The 24749-nt window shown below is 71.6% G+C and carries 20 protein-coding genes; 7 read left to right on the top strand and 13 right to left on the bottom strand.

Annotated features, from left to right (window positions below):
* Nucleotides 1–7: 7 nt before the first annotated feature.
* Nucleotides 8–358, bottom strand: coding sequence for a hypothetical protein (locus tag ACLJQM_RS26870; protein ID WP_360784479.1), 351 nt, complete (start codon nt 356–358; stop codon nt 8–10).
* 265 nt (nt 359–623) lie between these two features.
* Nucleotides 624–1238: an SRPBCC family protein gene (locus ACLJQM_RS26865; protein ID WP_360784475.1), complete on the bottom strand. Its 615-nt coding sequence runs from the start codon at nt 1236–1238 to the stop codon at nt 624–626.
* 93 nt (nt 1239–1331) lie between these two features.
* Between ACLJQM_RS26865 and ACLJQM_RS26860 the strand changes: the two genes are divergently transcribed.
* Both ACLJQM_RS26860 and ACLJQM_RS26855 read left to right on the top strand, forming a co-directional pair.
* Nucleotides 1332–1961, top strand: coding sequence for a TetR/AcrR family transcriptional regulator (locus ACLJQM_RS26860; RefSeq protein ID WP_410633202.1), 630 nt, complete (start codon nt 1332–1334; stop codon nt 1959–1961).
* A 174-nt stretch (nt 1962–2135) separates the two neighbouring features.
* Nucleotides 2136–5774, top strand: a complete 3639-nt coding sequence (locus tag ACLJQM_RS26855; protein WP_410633260.1) for a CARDB domain-containing protein — start codon at nt 2136–2138, stop codon at nt 5772–5774.
* 397 nt (nt 5775–6171) lie between these two features.
* On the opposite strand, the gene ACLJQM_RS26850 is transcribed toward ACLJQM_RS26855, so the two are convergent.
* The 8 genes from ACLJQM_RS26850 to ACLJQM_RS26815 all read right to left on the bottom strand — a co-directional run bounded on the left by ACLJQM_RS26850 (nt 6172) and on the right by ACLJQM_RS26815 (nt 14248).
* Nucleotides 6172–7041, bottom strand: coding sequence for a S1 family peptidase (locus ACLJQM_RS26850; RefSeq protein WP_410633201.1), 870 nt, complete (start codon nt 7039–7041; stop codon nt 6172–6174).
* 67 nt (nt 7042–7108) lie between these two features.
* Nucleotides 7109–7735 carry a TetR/AcrR family transcriptional regulator gene (locus ACLJQM_RS26845; protein ID WP_410633200.1) on the bottom strand — a complete coding sequence of 209 codons (627 nt, stop codon included), beginning with the start codon at nt 7733–7735 and terminating at the stop codon, nt 7109–7111.
* A gap of 15 nt (nt 7736–7750) precedes the next feature.
* Nucleotides 7751–8635 carry a CU044_5270 family protein gene (locus ACLJQM_RS26840; RefSeq protein ID WP_410633199.1) on the bottom strand — a complete coding sequence of 295 codons (885 nt, stop codon included), beginning with the start codon at nt 8633–8635 and terminating at the stop codon, nt 7751–7753.
* The gene (locus tag ACLJQM_RS26835; RefSeq protein WP_410633198.1) at nt 8628–9215 is read right to left on the bottom strand and encodes an RNA polymerase sigma factor; all 588 of its coding nucleotides are present in this window, start codon (nt 9213–9215) and stop codon (nt 8628–8630) included. Before ACLJQM_RS26835 ends, ACLJQM_RS26840 begins: the two co-directional genes overlap by 8 nt.
* Before the next feature lie 102 nt (nt 9216–9317).
* Nucleotides 9318–9788 (bottom strand): MarR family winged helix-turn-helix transcriptional regulator, encoded by a 471-nt coding sequence (locus ACLJQM_RS26830; protein ID WP_410633197.1) that lies wholly within the window; start codon nt 9786–9788, stop codon nt 9318–9320.
* Nucleotides 9789–9939: 151 nt separating this feature from the next.
* Nucleotides 9940–10284, bottom strand: coding sequence for a hypothetical protein (locus ACLJQM_RS26825; protein ID WP_360776168.1), 345 nt, complete (start codon nt 10282–10284; stop codon nt 9940–9942).
* A 117-nt stretch (nt 10285–10401) separates the two neighbouring features.
* On the bottom strand, nt 10402–13527 hold the full coding sequence (locus ACLJQM_RS26820) for a family 43 glycosylhydrolase (protein ID WP_410633196.1): 3126 nt from the start codon (nt 13525–13527) through the stop codon (nt 10402–10404).
* A 160-nt stretch (nt 13528–13687) separates the two neighbouring features.
* On the bottom strand, nt 13688–14248 hold the full coding sequence (locus tag ACLJQM_RS26815; protein WP_410633195.1) for a TetR family transcriptional regulator: 561 nt from the start codon (nt 14246–14248) through the stop codon (nt 13688–13690).
* Between the two features lie 104 nt (nt 14249–14352).
* Here ACLJQM_RS26815 and ACLJQM_RS26810 point away from each other — a divergent pair, with 104 nt between their 5' ends.
* Both ACLJQM_RS26810 and ACLJQM_RS26805 read left to right on the top strand, forming a co-directional pair.
* Nucleotides 14353–15906, top strand: coding sequence for a GMC oxidoreductase (locus ACLJQM_RS26810; RefSeq protein WP_410633194.1), 1554 nt, complete (start codon nt 14353–14355; stop codon nt 15904–15906).
* A gap of 37 nt (nt 15907–15943) precedes the next feature.
* Nucleotides 15944–17110 (top strand): lipase family protein, encoded by a 1167-nt coding sequence (locus ACLJQM_RS26805; RefSeq protein ID WP_410633193.1) that lies wholly within the window; start codon nt 15944–15946, stop codon nt 17108–17110.
* Here the strand turns inward: ACLJQM_RS26805 and ACLJQM_RS26800 are convergent.
* Complete coding sequence (locus ACLJQM_RS26800) at nt 17062–18069, bottom strand: hypothetical protein (RefSeq protein ID WP_410633192.1); 1008 nt, start codon at nt 18067–18069, stop codon at nt 17062–17064. The genes ACLJQM_RS26805 and ACLJQM_RS26800 overlap by 49 nt on opposite strands.
* Entirely contained in the window at nt 18066–18650 is a 585-nt protein-coding gene (locus tag ACLJQM_RS26795; protein WP_410633191.1) for a TetR/AcrR family transcriptional regulator, read from the bottom strand. The genes ACLJQM_RS26800 and ACLJQM_RS26795 overlap by 4 nt, the downstream gene beginning before the upstream one ends.
* 68 nt (nt 18651–18718) lie before the next feature.
* On the opposite strand from ACLJQM_RS26795, the gene ACLJQM_RS26790 reads away from it, so the two are divergent.
* The gene (locus tag ACLJQM_RS26790) at nt 18719–19717 is read left to right on the top strand and encodes a hypothetical protein (protein ID WP_410633190.1); all 999 of its coding nucleotides are present in this window, start codon (nt 18719–18721) and stop codon (nt 19715–19717) included.
* Between the two features lie 43 nt (nt 19718–19760).
* On the opposite strand, the gene ACLJQM_RS26785 is transcribed toward ACLJQM_RS26790, so the two are convergent.
* Nucleotides 19761–22574, bottom strand: coding sequence for an AbfB domain-containing protein (locus tag ACLJQM_RS26785; protein WP_410633189.1), 2814 nt, complete (start codon nt 22572–22574; stop codon nt 19761–19763).
* A 299-nt stretch (nt 22575–22873) separates the two neighbouring features.
* Here ACLJQM_RS26785 and ACLJQM_RS26780 point away from each other — a divergent pair, with 299 nt between their 5' ends.
* Together ACLJQM_RS26780 and ACLJQM_RS26775 are read left to right on the top strand one after the other, a co-directional pair.
* Nucleotides 22874–23725 (top strand): phosphatase PAP2 family protein, encoded by an 852-nt coding sequence (locus ACLJQM_RS26780; protein ID WP_410633188.1) that lies wholly within the window; start codon nt 22874–22876, stop codon nt 23723–23725.
* Entirely contained in the window at nt 23722–24732 is a 1011-nt protein-coding gene (locus ACLJQM_RS26775; protein ID WP_410633187.1) for a YdcF family protein, read from the top strand. Before ACLJQM_RS26780 ends, ACLJQM_RS26775 begins: the two co-directional genes overlap by 4 nt.
* Nucleotides 24733–24749 lie beyond the last annotated feature (17 nt).

Genomic DNA, 24749 nt, shown 5'->3' with positions numbered 1-24749 from the left:
CTCGACCTCAGCGCGTCCGCCGGCGGCTGACCAGGGCGGCGATCGCCACGGCGGCTCCGGCCGCGGCGAAGATCCCGGTCGCGACGGGACTCAGGAACTTCGACAAGCTCGGCGCGCTGCTCGGTCCCAGCAGCCAGGCCGCGACCAGTGCGGCGTAGCCCGCGGTGAGGCCGAAGGCCCACCAGCGCAGGGAATTCTTCGCGCGCAGGGCGCCGACCAGCACGACGGCGATGGGGATGACGGCCAGGAACGCGAACTGGCCGAGCACCATGACGGGAACGGCCCACGCCGCGACGAGCACGGCGATCGAGGTGCGGCGGGCGGGCGTGACGGCGGGGTCGGCGGTGGTCGTGGTCATCGGGTTCTCCTCGTTGGCTCAGCGGTGGCAAGGGTTTCGGCGGTCGGCTCAGCGGCGCCAAAGGGCTTTTGCGGTCTGCGCGAGGTCGGCAGACTTGGCGGTGGCAGGTTTCCGCGGTCTGTGTGAGGTCGCGGGCTCAGCAGTGCTCAGGGTTTCGGTGGTCTGCTCGGTGCCGGCGTGGTTCAGCGGCCGCAACAGGTTTCGGTGGTCTGCGTGAGGCCGGTGTGGCTCGGCGGCGGCAACGTGCTTCGGCGCTTGGGGTGCCTCAGCGGTGGCAAGGGGCCTCAGCGGTCCGCTTGAGGTCGGCCAGCCAGGCGTCCAGCCCGGGGGCCAGGTATTTCATCGCGGTGGCCGGGTCGGCTTCGATCTGCTTGCCCGTCCAGCTCTCCTCCGTGCGGACGAGGACGCCGCCGCGGACGGGGGTGAACGTCCAGACGTGGACGCCGCGGTCGATGCGCAGGCCGTCGCCGATCGCCGGGCCGCTCCAGCGGATGCAGTGGCCCGGCTGGACCTGGTGGACCGTCGAGGTGATGACCAGTGTGGTCGCCGGCGTCGCGGGGGTGGCCGGGACCGGGGTCGTCCACCGGAACCGCGAACCCGGGCGCAGCGGACCGGGGTCGAGCCGTTTCGCGGTGCTGACGGCGCTCTGCCACGAAGGCCAGCCCGCGACGTCGGTGTGCAAGTTCCAGACGGCCCCGGGCGACGCCTTGACCAGCGTCTCGGTCCGGTAGTGCAGACCGGCGGCTGGGTCGATCCCCTCGCCGCGGCAGGTGACGGCCGTGGGCACCGGCGTCGAAGAGGCCGAGGCGGCGGGAGCGGCGACGCCCAGCAGTCCGGCGGCCAAGGGGAGGGCGAGCAAAGCGGTACGCATGCGGGTCATCGGGTTCTCCTCGTTGTTAGTGCCTGTCGTGATGGTTAGAAGCTATAACCAACGTCGAGTGAGTGTCAATAGGAAAAGTGATAGCCTCTAACCATGACGGAGAGCCCGCGGGAGCGCTACCGCGCCCAAGTGCGTGAAGAGATCAAGCGGCATGCCTGGGAGCAGATCGCCGCCGCCGGCGTGCCCGCGCTGTCGCTCAACGCGATCGCCAAGCAGGTCGGTATGAGCGGCCCGGCGCTGTACCGGTACTTCGGGAGCCGGGACGAGCTGATCACCGCGCTCATCCGGGACGCCTACCGCAGCATCGCCGACGCCGTCCAAGGGGCCCGTGGTCAGGGTTTCGCCATGCTGGCCAAGGTGATCCGGGACTGGGCGCGCGCCGACCCGCAGCGGTACTTCCTCATCTACGGCACGCCCGTCCCCGGCTACCACGCCCCCGCGGACACGACGGCGCTCTCGCACGAGGTGATGGCGGTGCTGATCGAAACTTGCTCCGAGTTGCAGGGGCCGGAGGTCCCGGCGCCGTTCGACGACCACCTCGAAACCCATCGCGAGTGGGCGGGCGACAGCGGTGTCCCGAACTGGGTGCTGCACCGCGCGCTGGCGTTCTGGACCCGGCTGCACGGTGTGCTCTCCCTCGAGCTGGCCGGGCACTTCGCCGGCATGAAGTTCGATCCCGACCTGCTGATCGACGAAGAGCTGAACGCGCTCTCCTTCTACTGACCCACGCCGTCCCGAACCCCGGATCCGGCGGCGATGCCGCACGCCCGGATGACTAGTCGTCAAATTTCTGAATCATGTCAAGTTCTTGCATGTTGTCTCCTCGTTGTTGCATGCTCTGGACGCTCGCGCTCCCTCCCCTGCCGCTCTCGACGAAGAGATGACGCCATGACACGCATGCGCTTGCCCCGGCTCCTGGCCGGATTCCTCGCCGTGGGGCTGTCCGTCACCGGGCTCTCCCTCGCCTCCGCCGCCGACAGCCCGCCACCGAGCGCCGCAGCCGCGGCGGCCGTCGCCGACGTGCAGCTGACCCGCACGGTCTCGGCGAGCAGCGCGCTGCCCGGCTACCCGGTCGGCAACGTCGTCGACGGGAACCAGGCCAGCTACTGGGAATCCGCCGCCAACGCTTTCCCGCAGTGGCTCCAGGCCGACCTCGGCTCGGCGAAGCCGCTCTCGCGGATCGTGCTGAAACTGCCCGCCGCCTGGGAAGCCCGTACCCAGACCCTCGCCGTGCGCGGCAGCACCGACGGCACCGCGTTCACCGACCTCGTCGCCTCGGCCGGGTACTCCTTCGCGCCCGGCGCGAACACCGTCACCGTCCCGGTCACCGCGACCACCCGGTACGTGCGCCTGCAGATCACCGCGAACACGCAGTGGCCCGCCGCGCAGCTCTCGGAATTCGAGCTGTACGGCCCGGACTCCGGGGACACGCAGGCGCCCACCGCGCCCGCGAACCTCGCCCTGACCGAGCCCGGCGCCGGCCAGATCCGGCTGGCGTGGTCGGCCTCGACCGACGACGTCGGCGTCACCGGCTACACCGTCTACCGCGACGGCACGCCGGTCACCACCGTCACCGGCACCACGTTCACCGAGACGCGGCCCGCGGGCACGCGCGTCGAATACTTCGTGCGGGCCAAGGACGCCGCGGGCCACGAGTCCGCCGACAGCGACCACGTCGTGCGCCAGGGCACCCAGGCCGGGCAGAACCTCGCCGCGGGCAAGCCGATCGAGGCGTCTTCGAGCGCCTTCTCGTTCGTCGCGGCCAACGCGAACGACAACGACACCGCCACGTACTGGGAATCCGCGGCGGGCTACCCGGACTCGCTGACCGTGAAGCTCGGCGCGGACGCCGACCTCGACGCCGTCGTCGTGAAGCTCAACCCGGACGCGGTCTGGGGCGCGCGGACGCAGAACTTCGAGGTCCTCGGCCGCGGCCAGGGCGCCACGGCGTTCACCTCGCTCAAGCCCCGCGCCGACTACCGCTTCGACCCGGCCGCCGGCCAGAACACGGTGACCTTCCCGATCACCGGACGGGTCGCGGACGTGCGGCTGCAGTTCTTCGCCAACTCCGGCGCCCCGGGCGCGCAGGTCGCGGAGTTCCAGGTGCTCGGCACACCGGCGCCGAACCCCGACCTGGTCGTCACCGGCACCACCTGGACCCCGGCGAACCCGGACGAGACCAGTCAGGTCGCGGTCTCGGCGACGGTCAAGAACGCGGGTACCGCGGCCGCGCCGGCCACGACCGTCAACGTCGCTCTCGGCGGCACGGTCGTGGGCAACGCCGCGGTCGGCGCGCTCGCCGCGGGGGCGTCGGCCACGGTGACCGTGAACGCGGGCACCCGGCCGCAGGGCAGCTACCGCGTGACCGCGACCGCCGACCCGGCGAACACGGTGGTGGAGCAGAACGACACCAACAACACGTTCACCGCGGCGGCGCCGCTCGTCGTCGCTCAGGCGCCGGGGCCGGACCTCGAGGTCACCGGCATCACGTCGAACCCGGCGAACCCGTCGGCCGGCGCGGCGGTGTCGTTCACCGTGGCCGTGCACAACCGCGGCACCAGCACCGCCGGCGCGTCCGTGACCCGCCTGACCGCGGGGGCGACCACGCTGACCGGCAGCACGCCCGCCGTCGCGGCGGGGTCCACAGTGGACGTCGCCATCGCGGGCACCTGGACCGCGGTCAGCGGCGGCGCGACCCTCACCGCGACCGCCGACGCGACGAACACGGTCGCGGAGACCAACGAGTCCGACAACGCCCTCTCGCGCACGATCGTCGTCGGCCGTGGCGCGGCGCTGCCGTACACCGAATACGAGGCGGAAGCCGCGCAGTACCAGGGGCAGCTGCTCGAAACCGATCCGCTGCGGACGTTCGGGCACACGAACTTCGCGACCGAGTCCTCGGGCCGTCAGTCGGTGCGGCTGGCCGCTCAGGGCCAGTACGTCGAGGTCACGTCGGTGAACCAGGCGAACTCGATCGTCGTCCGCAACTCCGTGCCCGACGCCCCCGGCGGCGGTGGCCAGGACTTCACGCTCAGCCTGTACGTCAACGGCACCTTCGCGCAGAAGCTGACGCTGTCGTCCACGCACAGCTGGCTCTACGGCACCACCGACGACCCCGAAGGCCTGACGAACACGCCGCAGGCCAACGCGCGGCGGCTGTTCGACGAGTCGCACGCGCTGCTGGCCCAGTCCTACCCGGCGGGCACGAAGTTCAAGCTGCAGCGCGACAACGGCGACAGCGCGCCCTACTACGTCATCGACCTGGTCGACCTCGAGCAGGTCGCGCCGGCGCTGCCGAAGCCCGCCGAATGCACGTCCATCACCGACTACGGCGCCGTGCCGAACGACGGGGTCGACGACGCCCCGGCGATCCAGCGCGCGGTCACCGACGACCAGAACGGCGTCATCGCCTGCGTCTGGATCCCGGAAGGCCAGTGGCGGCAGGAGGCGAAGATCCTGACCGACGACCCGACCGTGCCCAACGGCGGCGGGCAGTACAACCAGGTCGGCATCTCCAACGTCACCGTCCGCGGCGCCGGCATGTGGCGTTCGCAGCTGTACTCGCTGATCCAGCCGCAGGACGCGGGCACCATCAACCACCCGCACGAAGGCAACTTCGGGTTCGACATCGACAAGAACACGCAGATCTCCGACATCGCCATCTTCGGTTCCGGCCGGATCCGCGGCGGTGACGGCAACGCCGAGGGCGGGGTCGGGCTCAACGGCCGCTTCGGCACCGGCACGAAGATCAGAGACGTCTGGATCGAGCACGCGAACGTCGGCGTGTGGGTCGGCCGCGACTACAGCAACAAACCGGAGCTGTGGGGGCCGGCCGACGGGCTCCAGTTCAGCGGCATGCGGATCCGTGACACCTACGCCGACGGCATCAACTTCACCAACGGCACGCGGAACTCGCGGGTGTTCGACTCGTCGTTCCGCACCACCGGCGACGACTCGCTCGCCGTGTGGGCCAACCAGTACGTGAAGGACCCGTCGGTGGACATCGCGCACGACAACGCGTTCACCAACAACACCATCCAGCTCCCGTGGCGCGCCAACGGCATCGCGATCTACGGCGGCTACGGCAACAAGATCGAGAACAACCTGGTGTCCGACACGATGAACTACCCGGGGATCATGCTGGCGACCGACCACGACCCGCTGCCGTTCTCCGGGCAGACGCTGATCGCGAACAACGCCCTGTACCGCTGCGGCGGCGTGTTCTGGGGCGAGCAGCAGAAGTTCGGCGCGATCACGTTCTTCGCGCAGGGCAAGGACATCACCGGGGTGACGCTGCGGGACACGGAGATCCACGACTCCACCTACGACGGCATCCAGTTCAAGACCGGCGGCGGCACGATGAACGTGGCGGTCACGAACGTCAAGATCGACAAGTCGGACAACGGCGCGGGCATCCTGGCGATGAGCGGCGCCCGCGGCAGCGCGACGTTGTCGAACGTGACGATCACGAACTCGTCGGCGGGCAACGTCGTGGTCGAGCCGGGTTCGCAGTTCGTCATCACCGGCGCCCCGTGATCCTGGGCGGCGGCGCCCGCGTCCCGGGCGCCGCCGCCCAGCCGGTCTGCTCGCGCGCTCGGGCGGTTGCCGTGGTGTGGTCCGGAGGTCGGATCGTTTCGCCGGAGGGGCCGGGGATCGCCGGCCAGATGCCGGTGCGAGAACGGGGGCGGGTCAGCCGGTCCGGAACGCGCCGGGGCCACCGATCACAGCGGCGCCCGCGTCCCGGGCGCCGCCGGTCAGCCGTTTGGTCGCGCGCGGGCTGGCGCTGAGGTGGGGTCCGAAGGTCGGATCGGTCCGCCGTGGAGGCTGGGAGATCGCCGGCCAGGTGGCGGTGCGAGACGGGGTTTGGGTCAGCCGGCTCGGGACGCGCCGGGACCACCGATCACAGCGGCGCCCGCGTCCCGGGCGCCGCCGGTCAGCCGGTCTGCTCGCGGATCCAGTTCGCCACCACGTCCACCCGGGCGATCGTCTCCGCGCCCGGTTGCGGGCATGGGGGACCGGTGTTGACGATCGCCACCAGCGTGCCCGTGTGGTCGTCGTCCGAGGTGAAGAACGGGCCGCCCGAATCCTCCGGGCACGGGCCGTTTTCGACGGTTCGCTTGCCCACCGGCTGGGCCTCCAGCGTCGACTGGCCGATGCCCGACACCGTGAAGCGGCCGCGTTTCAGGTGGTCGGACGGCCCGAGCACGGTCGCCGAGTGGGAACCCCAGCCGGCGAACTGCAGTTGCTGGCCCACCACCGGCCGCTGGGTGTTCAGCGTGACCGGGGGGATGTCGTTGATCGCGAGGTCCAGCTCGGCCAGTGCCAGGTCGTTCACCGGGGACTGCTTGACGTCCACGACCCGGGCAGTGTGGCCGCCGGGGTCGGTGTCCTTGACCTTCCCGATGGTCACCGTCATCGTGTACGGCGGGCGGCCGCCGATGCGGGCGTCGGCCAGGTCGTGGAAGCAGTGGCCCGCGGTGATCACCCACTGCGGCGCGATCAGCGACCCGCTGCAGGCGCCGTTGCGCACGCCGCCGCCCGGGACGGGGATGTCGTCCGACGTCAGCTTCGCGTTGAAGGGCAACGTCGAGTTCGGCGCCGGCCGGGGCGTCGTGGTCACCGGTGAAGGCACCGGGGCCGCCGGGTCGGGCAGGCCGTGCCCGCCGGCCGCGGCGGCCAGGATCGGCCCGGCGAGCGTCGCTCCGGTGGTCGTGTGCGCGAAGGCGAGCCCGGCCCCGGCCAGCACCGCGACGGCCGTCGCCCGCGGCCGGAAGAGCCGCCGTCGTTGCGAAGAAGTCCTCACACCCCTGATACACGGGCGGGAGGCCGGAATGGTTGCGAGTTTCCGGCGTGAACCGCGTCGCCGCCGGTCAGGCGGGTGGCGTCGCGATCGCCGGCCACAGCACCGCGACGACGGCGGCGGGGATCCCGTCTTTGTCGTCGCCGCGGTGGAACGCTGCGAAGTAGCTGCCGAAGCACAGGGTCGCGATGGTGTGCTTGTCGATGCCGTCCCGGACCGCGCCGCTCGCCTGGAGCTGGGTCAGCACGTTCTCGACCAGCGCGACCCGCGGTTCGACGGCGTGCTCGCGGACGATCTCGAGCAGCTCCGGGGTGCGGATCGCCTCGCCGGCGAAGTTGCCCATCAGCACCATCGCGTCCGGGTTGAAGTACGCGGGATCCAGCCGGCGGACGGCTTCGGTGAAGGCCTCCCGCGGCGCCATCCGGCTCAAGTCCACTGTGTACGAATCGCGCTGTTTGCGGAAGCCGTAGTCCAGCGCGTCCACGACCAGGTCGAACTTGGTGCGCCACCGGCGGTACAGCGTCGGGCGGCTGACCTTCGCGTCCGACGCGATGTCGCCGATGGTCATCAGCGAGTAGCCGTCGCGCACCAGCCGCGCCCGGGTGGCCAGGATGATCGCTTCGTCGAGCGCCGCGTCGCGGGGACGTCCGCCGGGCCGCGACGCGGCTTCTTCGTCGGTCGCGTCCCGGGAAGCCACCTCCGCAGCCTAACGTCAGGGGCGCTGACCCACCCGGTCGACGAAGGTCTTCACGGTCACCGCGCTGCCCGGGGTGCCCAGGAACCGGTGGGTGGTGGCGTCGAAGACGAGCACTTCCGGTTTGGCCTTCGGTGACGAACCGGGCGGGACCGGCCAGGTGATCCCGACGCCCGGGCGGCCGGCGCCGTCGGTGACGTGGTCCAGCGCGGTCAGGCCGGGTATCTTCGCCGCCGCCGCGAACAACGCCGAGTACGAGGCGGGCAGGAGGGCCTGTTCGTGGGCGAGGGTGACGACGTCCTTGCCCAGCGCGTTGACGTCGCCCCGCTCACCGCTGTGGTGCTCGTGGAGGTAGGCGAGCATCGCGTCCGCCGTGGTCGGCAGGTCCGTCCGGTAGGCGGGGGAGGGAGTGCAGTCTTCCAAGGTCCCCTCCTTGCTCGGGTCGTTCGCGCCGTAGATGGGCGCCTTGCCGTCGCGGCAGCCGGGGATCTTCATGTCGCCGATCCGGCCGTCGTGGGTCCCGTCGACGGAGAACCACACTTCGCGGGTCTGGTGGCCGGGGTACTCCGTCTTCACGTACAGGTACTGGTCCGCGCGCGGGGGCGTGGCCTGCTCCCCGAGGGCCGCGCCGGCCGCTTCGGTGAGCACCCGCACCGGGTCGGCCTGCGCGACCCCGACGCCGACCCCGGCGCCGGTTTCGCCGGCCGGGGCGAGCGCCACCACGGCGGTGATGCCCGCGGCCAGCCCGGCCGCGGCGCCCGCGGTCCACCACCAGCGCCTCGCCCGGCGCGGCCGCCCGGTTCGCGCCGCCGCCAGCAGCCGGTCCCGGGCCGGGACGAGCTCTTCCGCCGTCGCGAAGCCGACGGCGTCCGCGCGATCGCGGATCAGGTCCAGCTCATCCATGGTCCGAGGTCTCCTTCACGAGGTCGAGGGCGCCGAGTTCGGCGCGGACGCGGTGGCGGGCGCGGTTGAGCCGCGACTTCACGGTGCCGACGGGAATGGCCAGCGCTTCGGCGACTTCCTGGTAGCCGAGCCCTTCGGCGGCGACGAGCAGCAGGACGTCCCGCTCGCGCGGCCGGAGGGCGGCCAGCGCCCGGTCGAGCCGGTCGCCGAGGGCCCGGGCGCTGACGCGGTCGGCGACCTGCTCGGCGTGCCCGGCTTCGGCCGGTGGCGGCCCGAGGGCCAGCCGGAGCTTCAGCTCGTTCACCTCCGCCCGCCGCTGCCGCGAGACGAGGTTCGTGGCGATGCCGTAGAGCCACGGCCGGGCGTCCGGGCGCGCCGGGTCGAACTTCGCCCGCTTGTCGAACGCGATGAGGAAGGTGTCGGCGAGGACGTCGTCCGCGGCCGCCGGGCCGAGCCGCCGGACCAGGTAGCGGTGGATGTGCCGCGCGTGGCGGTCGAAGATCACCGCGAACAGGCTCGGCTCCCGCCGCGACCGCGTGATCACGCTCGCGTCGTCGTCTTTCGTATCTTCCCGGGTCATCGCCCGCCTTCCGCTGCTGCCGGTGTCCTCAGCTGTTCACGGAAGGGGCGGAACGGGTTCCAGGATCGAGGCCGTTCCCGGCGAAAAGTGACCCAGGTCACGTCAAGAGCAGTCTTCGGCCGCCAGCATGCGGCGGTTCGCCTCCCCGAGACCGTCGGCCAGCGCGCTCAGCTGAGCCGGGGTGAGAACGTCGAGCAGCAGCTCCCGCACGAGCGCGACGTGCCCGGGCACGGCCTGGTCCAGCAGGGCCGCGCCTTCGTCGGTCAGCACGGCGTAGACCGCGCGGACGTCGCTTTCGCACGCGCGCCGCCGCACGAGCCCGGCCTGCTCGAGCTGGCCGATCTGGTAGGTCAGCCCGCTCTTGGAGTTGGAGACCGCGCAGGCCAGCTCGGCCATCCGCAGCTCGCGGCCCGGGGCGGCGCCGAGCCGGGCGAGGATCTCGTACTGGAGGTGGGACAGGCCGGAGTCGCGCTTGAGCTGCTGGTCCATCCGCTGGTGGAGCAGGGTGAAGCTGGTGCGGAACGCGTTCCAGGCCCGCTTCTCCTCGGAGCTCAGCCCCCGCGCATGACCCATGCCACCACGGTACCCGGTGTTCAAATTCGAACCCAGGCTCCGGCTCAGCGCCGTTCGGCCACCGTCGCCAGCTGTTCGGTGATCTGGTCGAGCAGCTCGGCCGCGGCTTTGTCCAGCGCGGCGAGGTCGGCCAGGGTCGTCTCTCCGGTCGTCACGGGCACGGCTCCTCCGCGAAGGGCCGGTGGCGGGCGACGACGGCGTCGGCGAACGCGGTGTGCACCCGGAGGTACTCGTCGCGGCCGACCGCGGTGTCGGCCCATTCGTGCCAGCGGATGTGCGCTTCGGCGACGTCGATCTGCGCGGCGGCCGCCACCGTGGCGGGCGAGGTGCCGGCGAGGATCGCGTGGTGCATGAGGGACGGCGACGAGCGCCGGGCGAGCTCGGCCAGCGCCGCGAGGCGGGCGAGCTCGGTGAGCGTTTCGGACGCGACGGGACGCGGGCGCGGCCGGGGGACCGGTCGGGCGTTTTCGAGGCCGTCGGTCAGGACGCTGGTCATCAAACGACTCCTGGGCGGAAGCGGCGAAGCAACCTGAACGGTGGACGTTTACCCCGCGCTGGCCGGGGTAAACGTCCACGCTCGTGATCTCCGTCTCACCGCTTCGAGTGATCCTGGCTAGATCACCCGGACCGCTCCGCAGTGCCACGGGATCCGCTGCGGCCGCACGCTTTCCAGCGTTGGCGCGACCGGGGCGATCGTGCCGTCGCGGCGGAAGGTGAGCTTGTCGATCGTCGTCTCGCGGTGGGTGCCGTCGCCGCCCGGGATGCCGAAGCGGTGGTAGGCGAGGTACCAGTCGTCGGTGCCCGGGACCTGCAGCATCGAGCTGTGCCCGGTGCCGAGGACGCCGAGGTGGGCGTCCTTGCTCAGGATCAGGCCGCGGTTGGTGAACGGTCCCGCCGGCGAGGGCGCCGTCGCGTAGCCGACGCGGTAGTCCTCGCTGCGCGTGTCGTCGATCGACCAGCTCAGGTAGTACGTGCCCTTGCGCTCCGCCATGAACAGGCCCTCGCGGAAGCCGTCGAGGCCGGTCAGGCGGGTGATCTTCGCCGGGTCGAAGGACACCATGTCGTCGTTGAGCGGGACGACGTAGGCGTTGCCGTTGCCCCAGTACAGGTACGGCTGCCCGGTGTGGTCGACGAAGACCGCGGGGTCGATCGCCTGGCCGCCGTCGGGGTTGCTCGCGATCAAGGGCTTGCCGGAGTCGACGAACGGGCCGGTCGGCGAGTCGCTCACCGCCACGCCGATCTTGGCTTCGGCGCAGAAGTAGAAGTAGTACTTGCCGTCGTGCTCGGCGATCGTCGGCGCCCAAGCGTTCTTGTCGGCCCAGCTCACGTCGGGGCCGAGGTCCAGGATGACGCCGTCGTCCGTCCAGTGCACCAGGTCCTTCGACGACCACGCCGAGAACTTCGTGCCGCTCCAGCCGTCGAAGCCGTCCGTGGTCGGGTAGAGGTAGTACGTGTCGCCGAACGCGACGATGTTCGGATCGGCGGTGAAGCCCGGCAGGACGGGGCTGCGCACCTCGTGCGCCTCGACCGTCCACACGCGACGGTCGCCGCCCGCCCCGGTGACCGTGAACCGCTTCGGCGTGCTGAGGTCGACCGGCTTCCCGTTGCCCGGCTTGATGGTCGAACCCGGCGCGAGGCCGAACGTCGGCGCCAGCTTGCGCAGGTCGGTGCCCGGCTTGACCGGCAGCACCACCGTCCCGGCGCCGGAGTCGACGACGGCCGGCGTCTTGAGCGAGGCCAGCTCCACCGAGCGGATGGCGGTGCTGTTCGACGGCAGCGCGGAGACCTCCACCCCGGACAACGCCCGGTCGTAGAGCCGCACGTCCTTCATCTTGCCGATCAGGGTCTTGTCGCCCGCGTACACCGACCGGCCGAGGTAGTTCGCCGCCGTGACGCCGCCGCCGAGGTCCGACGGCTTGATCGTGGCGTTCGCGTTGCGGGCCACTTCGACGCCGTCGAGGTAGAGCACCGCCACGCCGTCGCCGACGGTCAGGGTCACGTTCTTCCAGACCCCGCGCGGGAGCCCGCCGGCGGAGGCCACCTGCTGTTCGGTGGTCCAGTTCCCGGTCGCGATGGCGCCGCGCAGCCCGCCGCTCGCGGTGCCGCCCGTGGTGAACAGGTAGCCGTTGCCGGTCCCGTCCTCGGCCGTGTTGCCCAGGCCCCACAGGAAGTACGGCGTCTGCTGGCCTGGATCGACCAGGACGTCGGCGGAAACGGTGGCCGCGGCGGCGCCGGTGAGCAGGTTGTTCGGCAGCTGCACGTGCCCGTTCCTGCCGCCGAACGCGAGCGCGCCGTCGGTCCAGCTCACGTCGCCGGCGAGGGCGCCGTCGTAGCCGTGCCCGGTGGTGTCGGCCGCGACCGTGCCGGACTTCGCGTTGAGCGGCCAGTGCGCGACCAGGCCGTTCGCGTCGGCCCGCACGGGTGCCGGGGGAGCGCTGAGCCGGTTCATCTCCGCTTGCGTGACGGGCAGGACGGTGCCGTGCCGCGGTGACGCCGGCAGGTGCGCGCCGGTCGACATCGTCCACTTCCCGGAGTTCAGGTCGGTGGACTCGAACGGGACGTACCCGCGGCCGCCGAACTCGTCGATGAACAGGTACCACTTGTTCTCGGTGTTGGACTTGAAGCCGGTGGGCCCTTCGCCCGCGGAGAGGCCGGGACCGGTCGCCGTCGCCTTGCCGATGCAGTCGGCCACGAAGCCGTAGTGCGGGTCGAGCAGGTCGGTGGACTTCTCTTCGGTGATGAACTTGCTGCACGGCGTGGAGGACGTGGTGTTGCGCTCGTCCTTGGTGAAGCGGTAGTAGGTGTCCTGGTCCTTGATGACGGTCGAGTCGATCACCGAGTAGCCCGGGTCGATCCACACCTGCGGCGCGCTGAAGGTGACGAAGTCGCGGGTGGTCGCGTACATCATCCGGTTGTAGCTGTCGCCGGTGTGGTTCGGGTCGTTCTCGGCGTAGAGCTTGGAAGCCCAGTAGACGACGTAGGTGCCGCGCTTGGCGTCCCAGAAGGCTTCCGGCGCCCAGGTGTTCCCGGCGGTCGGCGGCGAGACCTGCACGCTGCGCTGGCGCGACCAGTGCGCGAGATCGGTGGACTCCCACACCATGATCGACCGGCTCCCGGTCCGCTGCGCGGCGTCCCAGCCGCGGCCGGCGTAGATCCGCAGGTCGGTGGCGAGGAGGTAGAACTTGTCGCCGTCGGGGGAGCGCAGGATGAACGGGTCGCGCACGCCGAGTTCGCCGAGGCTCGACTTGAGGACCGGCCGGCCGTTGTTGAGCTCGGTGAAGTTCAGCGGGTCGTTGCCGCGGCTGAGCGCGGAGTAGATCTGCTCCCCGTCGGAGGTGCCTTCGCCGGTGAAGTAGAAGAAGCTGTACCCGGCAAGGGGTTCCTGGACGGGCTTGGGCACGACGGTGGCGGTGAACCGCCGCGTGACGCTGTCACGGCCCGCGCTCACCTTCGCGGTGAGACCGACGTGCACGGGCTCGCTCCCCGACGGCGGCCGGGTCACTTCCCCGGTCGGGGTGATGACGGCGGGCGCGCTCGACGTCCAGGTGACGGTCGTGCCGTCCGGGCCGCCGGCGGGGAGGGTGAGGTTGCCGCGGACGTCGTCGATCCCGGGCACGGAAAGGCTTTCGGCGGCGGCTTTGACGGCGGCCGGTGGCGCGGCGCTCGCACCGGGGACGGGGACGAGTGCGGCCACGAGGGCGAGCACGACGCCGAAACGGCGCGGGGAGGACAACTTCATCGTTGTACCCTTCGGGCAAGATGTTAACGTTAACATCGGGCGGGCACGCTGACTTTATGTCCGCTCCGGGTGGTGGTCAAGAGCCGATCGGTCTCCGCTGTCCCCGGTCGCGTCGCCCCGATTCGACGAGATCCGGCCGAGCGGGTGAGTGACCGCGCGATCAGCCGCCCGCGCCGGCGAGGCCGTCCAGGAACACCCGCACCAGCCGCTCCGCCGGTTCCGTCCGCTCTCGTGGCGCCGGCCCGGCGACCAACGCCGCTTCGTGCATTTCGAACAGCAACGCCAGGTCCGCCGGTTCCAGGTCCGCGCGCACTCCGCCCTCACGCTGGGCTCGCTCGAAAGCCGGGCGCAGCAACGCGATCAGGGCCTGCGTGTACTGCCGCTGGCTGCGTTCCGGCAGCTCGCGGAACACCCGGACGAGGGGCCGCCGCCGGGCTTGCATCGCCAGGACCCGCCACAGCAGCTCTCGGAACGGTTCGTCGCGGATCAGGCCCTTGAGCGCCGTCAGGTGGTGGGCCGCGACGGCGAACGCCAGTGCCGTGCGGTCGGGGAAGTGGCGGTACACCGTCGCGCGGCCGAGACCGGCCCGGCGGGCCACTTCGTCCAGGACGACGTCGGCCTCTTCGCTGAACACCTCGTCGGCCGCGCGCAGGATCGCTTCGCGGTTGCGGCGCGCGTCGACGCGGCGGGGTACGGCCGGTGACGGTCGCCCTGCGCGCATGGGCCAGCACGTTACTCGTGAGTAGTGAGACCGGCAATCCGTTCCATCTCTCGGTTCGGGTTCCTACCGTTACCCCAGGTCACGACCACCGCCGGAGGAGCCTGATGCCCGTCCTGAACCGCCGCACCGTCCTGAAGGGCGCCGCCGCCGTCGCCGGGGCCGCCGCCCTCGGGGCCGCCCGGGTCACCCGCGAGGAACACCGGGTGGTCGTCATCGGGTCCGGGTTCGGCGGCGGGGTGACGGCGCTGCGGCTCGCCCGGGCCGGCGTGCCCGTGCTGGTGCTCGAACGCGGCCGGCGCTGGCCGACCGGGCCGGACGCCGAGACGTTCCCGCACCCGACGTCGCCGGACAAGCGGATCTTCTGGCTCGGCTCCGCGCCCTCGCTGCCGGGACTGCCGTCGCTGCCGCCGTTCGAGCGCTACACCGGGCTGCTGGAACAGGTGAGCGGTCGAGGCATGAGCATGATGTGCGCGGCGGGTGTCGGTGGCGGCTCGCTCGTCTACCAGGGCATGACGCTGCAGCCGACCGCGGAGCTGTTCCACGCCTGCTTCCCCGAACAGCTCGACTACCCCCGGATGGCCGCCGACCACTACCCCCGCGTCGCCGCGATGCTGGGCATCGAGACCGCGCCGGACGCCCTCGTCGAGAGCAGGACCTACCGAGCCGCCCGGGTTTTCGCCCGCAACGCGCGCAACGCCGGTTACGACGTCGAGAAGATCCCGATGCCGATCGACTGGGACTTCGCGCTGCGCGAGCTCGACGGCGAAGTGAAACCGTCCTACACCAACGGGGACTGCGCGCTCGGGGTGAACAACGGCGGCAAGCACTCGGTCGACGTCACCTACCTCGCCGCCGCCGAAGCGACCGGCCGCTGCACCGTGGCGGTCCTCCACAACGTCACCGATGTCGCGCTCGCGCCGGACGGCCGCTGGGAAGTCCGCGTCGACCGCATCGACACCGCCGGCAACGTGCTCGAAAAGAAGATCCTGACCGCGAAAGCACTCGTGATGGCGGCCGGCACGGCGAACACGACCCGGCTGCTGATGCGCGCGGGCGCGAAGGGCGACATCCCCGACCTGCCCGACGAACTGGGCGCGGGCTGGGGCACCAACGGCGACCGCATCTACACCTGGACGAACCTCGCTGACGACTTCGGTGCCCCGCAAGGCGGTCCGGTCGTCTACGGCAGCAAGGAGTGGGACGACCCGGCGACGGCCAACACCGTCATCCAGGCGTCCCTGCCGCCGCTGCCGGACCTGCGCACCACGATGCTCGTCGGCTACGGCATCAGCGCCGGGCGCGGCCGGTTCGTCTACGACGCCGCGAAGGACGACGCCGTCCTGCACTGGCCGTCGGACGCCGACGCGAAGCTGAGCGCGCGCATCCACGAACGCATCTCCCGCATCGCCGGGCCGCTCGGCGTGCTGCTCGACACGACCGCCGTCGTGCCCAGCACCTGGCACCCGCTCGGCGGCGCCGCGATGGGCACGGTCTGCGACCTCGAAGGCCGCGTGCTCGGCCACCGCGGCCTGTACGTCCTCGACGGCGCCCTGATGCCGGGGACGACCGCCGCCTGCAACCCCTCGATGACCATCGCCGCCGTCGCCGAGCGCGCGCTGGACCACCTGATCACCGAAGACGTCGACCGCGTCTTCTGAAGCAGTTCCCCGACAACGGACTCGACGAGGAGTTCCCATGCGTCGCTTGTGGACGGTCCTACTGGCCGTTCTCCTGGTGTCCACCACGGCGAGCCCGGCGAACGCCGCGGAGCCGCCGCAGGGCCCCGCCGGAGACGCCTTCTACACCCCGCCGAGCCCGTTGCCGGCCGGTGCCGACGGCGACGTCGTGTGGTGGCGGCCGCTGCCGGACCAGCCCGGGGCCAAGGGCTACCTGGTGCTGTACCGGTCGCGGTCCGCGACGGACACCCCGATCGCGGTGTCCGGCCGGGTCCTGGTGCCGGCCCAGCCGTGGACCGGCGCCGGGCCGCGGCCGATCGTGTCGGTGGCCAGCGGCACGCGGGGCATCGGCGACCGCTGCGCGCCGTCGAAGTTCCAGCCGGACTACGAGAAACCGCTCTTCGTCGACGCGATGCTGAGCCGCGGCTGGGCGGTGGCGATCACCGACTACGAAGGCCTCGGCACACCCGGCACGCACACCTACGTCGTCGGCCGGTCGGAGGGCCACACGGTGATCGACGCGGCCCGCGCGGCCACCCGGCTGCCGGCCGCGGGCCTCGCGGCGGGCGGTCCGGTCGCGTTCTCCGGCTACTCCCAAGGCGGCGGGGGAGCGGCCTGGGCGGGGGAGCTGGCGCCGTCGTACGCACCCGAGCTGGCCGTCGCGGGCATCACGGCCGGCGGCACGCCCGCGGACCTGGACGCGGTGGCGAAGAACCTCGAAGGCAGCGTCGGGTTCGGTTTCCTGCTGCTGTCCGCGCTCGGCCTGGACGCGGCCTACCCCGAGCTGGACCTGCCCGCCTACCTCAACGACCGCGGCCGCACGCTGTACGCGACCCAGCGGGACGCCTGCGTCGACGCGGTGTTCGGCTACGCCTTCGGGCACATCGCCGACTACACGACGGCGAACCCGCTCACCACGGCGAAGTGGCAGGCCCGGCTGGCCGAGAACAAGCTCGGCGCCCGGCCGCCGAAGGCCCCGGTGTTCCTGTTCCACGGCACGGCCGACGAGATCATCCCGCTCGCCCAGGCGCAGACCCTGCGCCGCGACTATTGCGCGGCGGGGGTCCCGGTCACCTGGGGCGGCTACCTCGGCGAGCACGTGACGACGCTCGCGTTCTCGGCCGGCGACGTCGTGGGCTACCTGGCCGGCCGGTTCGCGGGCAAGCCGGCGCGCTCCAGCTGCTGAGCGATTTCCCCGGCGGGGTACGGGGTCTTGCGGCTTTCCCCGTGCAGGGAAACGTAGAACTCGTTCACGACGACCGCGAGCGGGGCGTAGCGCCGCAGGAGCCCGGCCGAGGGCAGCTCCGGCAGCGCGCGTCCCGCCGCGCAGTCGCGGACGAAAGCGTGGCGGACGCGGTAGTCCGGCTCGGGGACGAGCGGCCGGACGATCGAGTTGACCAGGTGGGTCAAGACGTAGGCGCGGTCGTGGTCGGCGTGCCGGGCGAGGAACTCCGCCTCGGCGCCCGACAGCGTGAAGTCCGGCAGCGCCGCCAGGCCGAAGTCGGTGAGGTACAGGCGTTCGCCGTCGGTGAGGACGTTCGCGAAGTGCGCATCGAAGTGCTGGACACCTTGCCCGGCCAGGAATTCGGTGACGGCCCGCAGGTCCCGGTGGGCGAGTTCGATCCCTCCGGGGTTCCGCTCGAGCCACCGCGTCAGGTTCTCCGGGACGTGTTCGAGGCACAGCACGAGGTCCGCGGTGGCGCCGTCGAGGGCTTCGAGCCGCCGCCGCACGCCCGGGTCGCCGTGCCAGAACGCGACGTCGTGCTCGAGGTCGGTGCGGGGGCGCGGCAGGCCGGGCAGGACCCGCCAGTGGTGCAGCAGCGGGAAGTTCCCGCACTGCCCGGTGCGGACCCAATCGCTGGCCGCCCGGTGCGCGGCCAGCTCCCGCCACGCGCCGCCGCCCGCGGAACCGACGCCGTAGTGCGACCACGGCGGCAGGCCGTACAGGTCCGCCGTCGAACCCTCGTGCCGCCGCTCGACGTCGGTGAGCGCGACCCGCTTCACGAACACGGGCTCGCCTTCGACCGTCAGGAGCCAGGTCGAGCCGCCGATCCCGGTGCCCAGCGGGCGCGCGGCGGCCAGGACGTCGTCCGGTGCGTCCGCGAGGGCGTCGGCGATCTTCGTGTGGCGCTCGAGCCGCGTCACCGGCGCCGGACCAGGGGCAGGAAGACCTCGTCGACGATCTCGACGAGCACGGAGTCGTCCACTGTGGTCAGTCCGCGGGTGAGGTATTCGTTGCGCAGCAGCACGAGCGCGACGGTGGCGACCCGCGGGTGCCGTGCTCCGGGCGGCGCATCGCCTCGGGTGATCGCGTGGTCGACGACCGTCTGCCAGGTGTTCGTGACACCTTCGGCGGCCTGTTCGTTCAGCTGGGCCAGGAGCTCCGGTTCGTCGCCGACCCCGGCCAGGAGGCCGCGGAGGATCCGGGCGGCGGGGGAGGACTGGCCGCAGTTGATCGCGCGCAGCAGGGTCAGGGCGTCTTCGCGCAGGTCACCCGTGCCGGGCGGGCTCAGCCGGTCGCCGGCCAGGTGCCGGTAGGCGGCGACGCCGAGTGCGGCGCGGTTCGGCCAGCGGCGGTAGAGCGCGTTCTTGTTGGTGCCCGCCCGCAGGGCCACGCGTTCCATGGTCAGCCCGGCGTAGCCCGCCTCGGCGAGCTCGTCCGCCGCGGCGCGCAGGATCGCGTCTTCCAGCTCCGTCCCCCGGCGCCGGGTCTTCACTTCGGCCATGGATACCGACCGTACCGTAGTTTTAGGGTACGGTACGTACCGTACCTAAACTGGGAGGAGCTTCGCCCATGCGAGCCAAGGGCATCGGCTACGACACCGGCCTCGCGCGCGACGGGCGGTTCAACCGCCCCTTCGACGCGGACCTGGTCCGCCGCGAGCTGACGATCATCCGCGACGACCTGCACTGCACGGCCGTCCGGCTGATCGGCACCGACCTCGACCGGATCGAATCCGCCGCGCGCCAGGCGGCCGCGCTCGGGCTGGAGGTGTGGTTTTCGCCGTTCCCCTGGGACCGCCGGCCGGAGGAGATCCTCGCGCAGTTCGCCGACGGCGCGGCCCGCGCGGAACGGCTGCGCGCCGCGGGTGCCGAGGTCGTGTTCGTGACCGGCGCCGAGCTGAGCCTGTTCAGCCACGGCTTCGTCCCCGGCGACGGCCTCGAGGACCGCGTGGCGAACCTGCTGGCGTCCCGCGAACTGGTGGCCGGCCTCCCGGCCCGCGTCAACGAGTTCCTCGCCCGCGCGGCCGGGACGGTCCGGGCCCGCTTCGGCGGCCGGATCACCTACGCGTCGGTGCCGTTGGAGCGCGTGGACTGGGCGCCGTTCGACATCGTGTCCGTGGACGCGCACCGCTCGAAGGAGGTGGCGCACGGCTACCGCGACGGCATCCGCGCGCTGGTCGCCGCGGGGAAGCCGGTGGCGATCACGGAGTTCGGCGTGACCCCGTACCGCGGCGCGGCCGACCTGGGAGCCCGCTGCGGCGAGATCCTCGAGTACGAGGGGGACGTCCCGGTCCGGCTGAAGGGCGCGTACGTCCGCGACGAAGAGGAGCAGGCGCGGTACTTCCGCGAACTGCTGGAGGTGTTCACCACCGAAGGCGTCGACGCGGCCTTCGCGTGCACTTTCGTCTGCTACGGGCTCTGGCACCGGGAAGATCCCGCCGAGGACCTGGACATGGCGAGCTGGGGCGTGGTGAAGGTGCTGGAGAACGGCACGGGCGAGACGTACCCGGACGTGCCGTGGGAACCGAAGGCGGCGTTCGGCGCGCTGGCGGAGTGCTACGCCGGGTGAGCCGGTGGTCCGGTGTGGACAGTCCACACCGGACCACCGCCGGTCACGGGGCCCAGGGCGCCGCCACGGTCCAGCTGCTGTCCGCCGACACCGTCTGCGGGCGGTCGGAGCCGGTGCCCGCGCCGGACGCGATGTACACCGCCGAGTCGAAGTGGCGCAGGTACGCGCCGGGGATGTTGAGCGACTCGAACGTCACGCCGGTGCCGCCCAGGCCCGGGCGGCTGCAGAACGTCGCGTCCGCGCGCATCAGCGCCGACCCGTCGTCCGGCGAATTGCGGACGCGGCCGTCCTGGTGGCGCAGGAACTGGCCCGGGTAGTTCACCGACTCGAACGAGTAGCACGACGACTCGCCCAGCCCGCGCCGGACGGTGTACGTCGCGTCCTGCTTGAGCAGCGCGCTGCTGCCGCTGTTCACCACCTCGGTGTAGGCGAGGCCGTTGGCGTGGCGCAGGTAGCGGTCGGTGTAGCCCCACGTCGTCACCTGCAGCGACTGCCGTGCGTTGACCGCCAGGGGTACCGAACTGCGCCAGAGCGCCGGCGCCGAGACGTCCCACGTCGCGTCCGCGGCGAAGCTCGTCGCGGTGTCCCACGGGTTCGGCCCGCCGCTGACGGCCAGGTAGACGCTCTCGTTGTAGTGCCGGATGAACCGGCCCGGGAAGTTGAACGACTCGAACGACGTCCCGCCGGCGGCGAGGCCCGGCCGGGAGCACCAGGTGGCGTCCGCGGCGAACGAGCCGCCCGTGTCGCCGTCGATGCGGACGTGGTTGTCGGCGTGGCGCAGGAACTTCCCGGGGAAGTTCGCCGACTCGAAGGAGAAGCAGCGCGGGTTCGCGAGCCCCGCGACCGTGCGGAACGAGCCGTCCTGGCGGGCCCCGTCCGCGCTGCCCGTGGTCAGGACATCGGTGCGGGCGAGGGAATCCGCGTGCCGCAGGTACCGGTCGGTGTACCCGGGCGTGGTCACCCGGAACGACCGGAGGTGCCCGAGCGTCAGCGGCACGGCCGCGTTGAGGTTCTTCGAGGCGGTGATCAGGTCGGTGTGCGCCGCGCGGACGCGGGCGGTGTCGACCTTCTGCACCCGCCGGTCGTAGGTCAGCAGCCCGTTGTACTCGCCTTCGACGTCGGTGATCTCGGTGTAGACCGACGCCGACAGGCCCTTGGTGAGCATCAGCTGCTTCGCGTCCCGGACCATGCCGGTGTAGCGGTCGTTCAGCTGCACCGCGCTCGCCATCTGTTCGTAGGCGAAGAAGTTGCCGGTCGGGCTGTACTCGTGACCGGGGTTGCGCAGGCCGAGCCCGCCGAACTCGCCGAGCACCGACACACGGTTACCGGACGGGCGGGGCGCGTCCGGTCCGGTGTAGACGTGCCAGTCGATGATGTCGCCGGTGCCCGGGTCACCCTTCGAGGCGCAGCAGTTGAACCCGCTGTGCGCGTTCACCAGCCGGGTCGGGTCGTAGTTCTTCAGGCTGGTCGTGACGCGCTTGGTCTCGTCGAGGTTCCACTCGCCCCAGCCTTCGTTGAACGGCACGTACGTGACGACGGCGGGGGAAAAGCGGTGCTCGTCGACGATCTCGCGCGCTTCGGTTTCGAACTCGGCGATCTGCGCCGGCGTCCGGTTGCTGTCGGCTGTCGGTGTCGACGGGATGTCCTGCCACACCAGCAATCCCAGCCGGTCGGCCCAGTAGTACCAGCGCGCCGGCTCGACCTTGATGTGCTTGCGGACCATGGTGAAGCCCAGATCCTTGTGCTTCTGCAGGTCCGAGGCCAGCGCCGTGTCGGTCGGCGCGGTGTACAGGCCGTCGGGCCAGAAACCCTGGTCGAGGGTGCCGATCTGGAACACGAACTCGCCGTTGAGCGTCGGCCGCAGGACGCCGTTCACGTTCTTCGTGCCGATTTCGCGCATGCCGAAGTAGCTGACCACCTGGTCGGCCGTCGCGCCCGAGGCGGTGCGCAGCGACACCCGCAGGTCGTAGAGGAAGGGGTCGTCGGGCGACCACCGCCGCGCGTTCGGCACCGGCACCGAGAACTCCGTGAAGCCACCGGTCGCGCTGCCGACGACGGCACCGCCGGTCATCGATTCGGCGAGCACGGAGTACCCGCTGACGTTCCCCCGCCCGAACACCCGCACGCGCGCGGTGTTGTTCGCCAGGTTCGGGTAGATGTCGACCGAGAAGATCGACGACGGCGCGGTCGGTTCCAGCCAGACGGTCTGCCAGATCCCCGAAGTGGGCGTGTAGAAGATGTTCGACGGCGTGGTGGCCTGCTTGCCCACCGGCTGCTTCTCGCCGCGGCCGTCGGTCGGGTCGTACACGCGCACGACGAGTTCGTTCGCGCCGCCGTTGAGCCGCGCCGTGATGTCGGCTTCGAACCGGTCGTAGCCGCCCTTGTGCGCCGCGACCTGGACGCCGTTGACCCACACGGTCGCTTCGTAGTCGACGGCGCCGAAGTGCAGCTGCACGTTCCGGCCGGCCCAGGCCGGCGGCACGGTGAAGGTGCGGCGGTAGAACATCAGGTCGCGGTTGTCGTTGCGCATGATGCCCGACAGTGCCGACTCGACGGGGTAGGGCACCAGGATGCGCTCGGGCAGCGTCTGTCCCAGCGGGGGTGCGGCGTTGCGGTCGACGCTGCCGCCGGAGCCGGTGGCGGGGTTGAGGAACTCCCACTCGCCGTTGAGGGACTGCCAGTCGGGCCGCGTCATCTGCGGCCGCGGGTATTCCGGCAGCGGATCGGTCGTGCTGACCTGCGACGTCCACGGCGTCGACAGCGGCGGTGGTTTGGGGGTGACGGCGGCGTTCGCGGGTGCGGTCACCACGACGAGCGGCGACAGCAGCGCGAGGACCAGGACGACGAGACGGCGCATCGAACTCCTCCGAGGACGCGCACGGAACCGCGCACCGGCCTGGCGGGGACGGCGGAGCACTCCGGGCGGGGCGGGCACGCCGAGCCCGGAGCACTACCGCGGGCTCGTCAAACCGAACGTAACACGGAACACGGGCAAACGGAATAACTCAGAAAACACCAGACAATCAACACAAGACCACTCGAACACCAGGTCCACGCGCGAAGCCCGCCGAAGGTTGCGTCTCACCCTCGGTGTGCGGCCGGTCGCAGCAGGCAACTAGGCTGTCCGGACCAACGGCACGGCAGGAGGTCCCCGGGGTGGTTCCCGTCCGTCGCTGGCCGGTCGTCGCCGCCGCGTGCGCCGTCGTCCTGGCCGCGGTCTACTCCCTGGCCGTCTGGACGGTGCCCGGTCAGGAGCTGGAGAACGCCGCGCTGCGCGGTGCCGACGAGGCCGCCGCGCGCGACCAGGCCGTCGCCGACGCGAGCTTGAGCCGGATCACGCTGGTCTCGCTGGTGGCCGCCGTCGTCGTGGTCGCGCTGGTCGGCTTGCTGCGCCGCCGCCTGGACCTCGCGTTCGCGGCGGCCGGCGTGATCGTCGCGGGCCAGCTCGTGACGCAGGTCCTCAAGCGGTACGTGCTGCCGCGGCCGCGGCTCGTCGAGGTGACCGGGCACTACGCCGCCAACAGCCTGCCGAGCGGGCACACGACGATCGCGATGACCGTGCTGTTCGCCGCCCTGATCGTGGTGCCCTACCGCTGGCGCGGGGTCACGCTGTTCTTCCTGCTGTCCTGGGCGGTCGGCATCGGCGCGTACACGGTGACGGCGAAGTGGCACCGGCTGTCCGACACGCTCGCCGCGGACGCGATCGCCCTCGCGCTGGCCTGCCTGGCGTCGTGGTGGCTCGCGCGGCGCGGGGCGATCAGCCGTCACGACGGGCCGCGCCGGATCCCGCGGGTGCTCGTGGTGACCGTCGCCGTCCTCGGTGCCGTGGTGTTCTTCGGCCTCGGCACCGTCCTCATCGGAGCGTCGCTGGCCGGCGGCGGGTACGCGGAAACGGTGCGGGACAACGCCTGGGTCGTCTACCTGGCCGCGAACTCGTTCGCCTCCTTCGGTTCCGTCGCCGCGGCACTGGTGTTCCTGGCGACCTGGCGACGGCTGGAGGTCGCGTGAACCCGGCCCTGCTCCCGCTCGCCGCGGCCGTCTTCTGCTTCGCCGTCTTCCTGGTCAGCTTCCTGCTCGACCGCCGCAAGCTGCGCAACGGCTTCTACCTGTTCTTCGCGTTGGCCTTCTTCGGGCTGACGCTGCTCGCGCTGCTGGCGTCGATTTCGCCGGAGGCCGCGGCTTTCGTCGCGCTCGGGCTGGTCGCGCTGGTTCCGCTGACCATCGTCGTGCTCGCGGTGTTCCTGATCGGCAACGGCGTGACGATGCTGCGCCGCGAAGGCCGCCGCCCGGCGAACCTGCTGTCCCTGGCCGCCGGCGTGGGCATCGTGGCGCTGATCGTGTTCGACTTCGTGGTCGGGCAGCTGGGCTGGGCGCCGCTGGAAGCGGTCCGCGACAGCGTCGACGGCATCGTCGCGTACCTGTCGTTCCTCTTCGTCTGCTTCCTGCTGTACTCACTGGTCTACGGCCGGATCCGCACCCGCCGCCCGCTGGACTTCGTGGTGGTGCTCGGCTCCGGCCTGCTCGGCGGCAAGAACGTCCCGCCGTTGCTGGCCGCCCGCCTCGACCGCGGGCGGCGGGTGCTCGACGCCGAATGCCGCAAGGGCCGCGAGCCGCTGCTGGTCACCTCGGGCGGGCAGGGGCCGGGCGAAGACCTGCCGGAGTCGCACGCGATGGCGGACTACCTCACCGGCCGCGGCGTGCCGCGCGAGCGGATCGTGCTGGAAGACCGATCGCGCACCACGCGGGAGAACCTGACGTTCAGCGCCGGCCTCATGCGCGAGCGGCGGGCGGACTACCGGTGCGTCGTGGTCACCAACAACTTCCACGTCCTGCGCGCGGCGCTGCTGGCCCGCAAGACCCGGGTGAACGGCCAGGTCATCGGCGCCCCGACGGCGTGGTACTTCTGGCCGAGCGCCACGCTGCGCGAATTCGCCGCGATCATCGTGGACCACCGGATCCTCAACGGGATCGTGTGCGCGACGATCATGCTGGCGAGCGTGCTGAAGGCGGTCTGACGGCCGGTATGATCCGG

This window comes from Amycolatopsis sp. cmx-4-83 (assembly GCF_046548815.1).
GTDB classification, from domain to species: domain Bacteria; phylum Actinomycetota; class Actinomycetes; order Mycobacteriales; family Pseudonocardiaceae; genus Amycolatopsis; species Amycolatopsis pretoriensis_A.
This window is presented reverse-complemented; position numbering and strand designations above follow the sequence as displayed.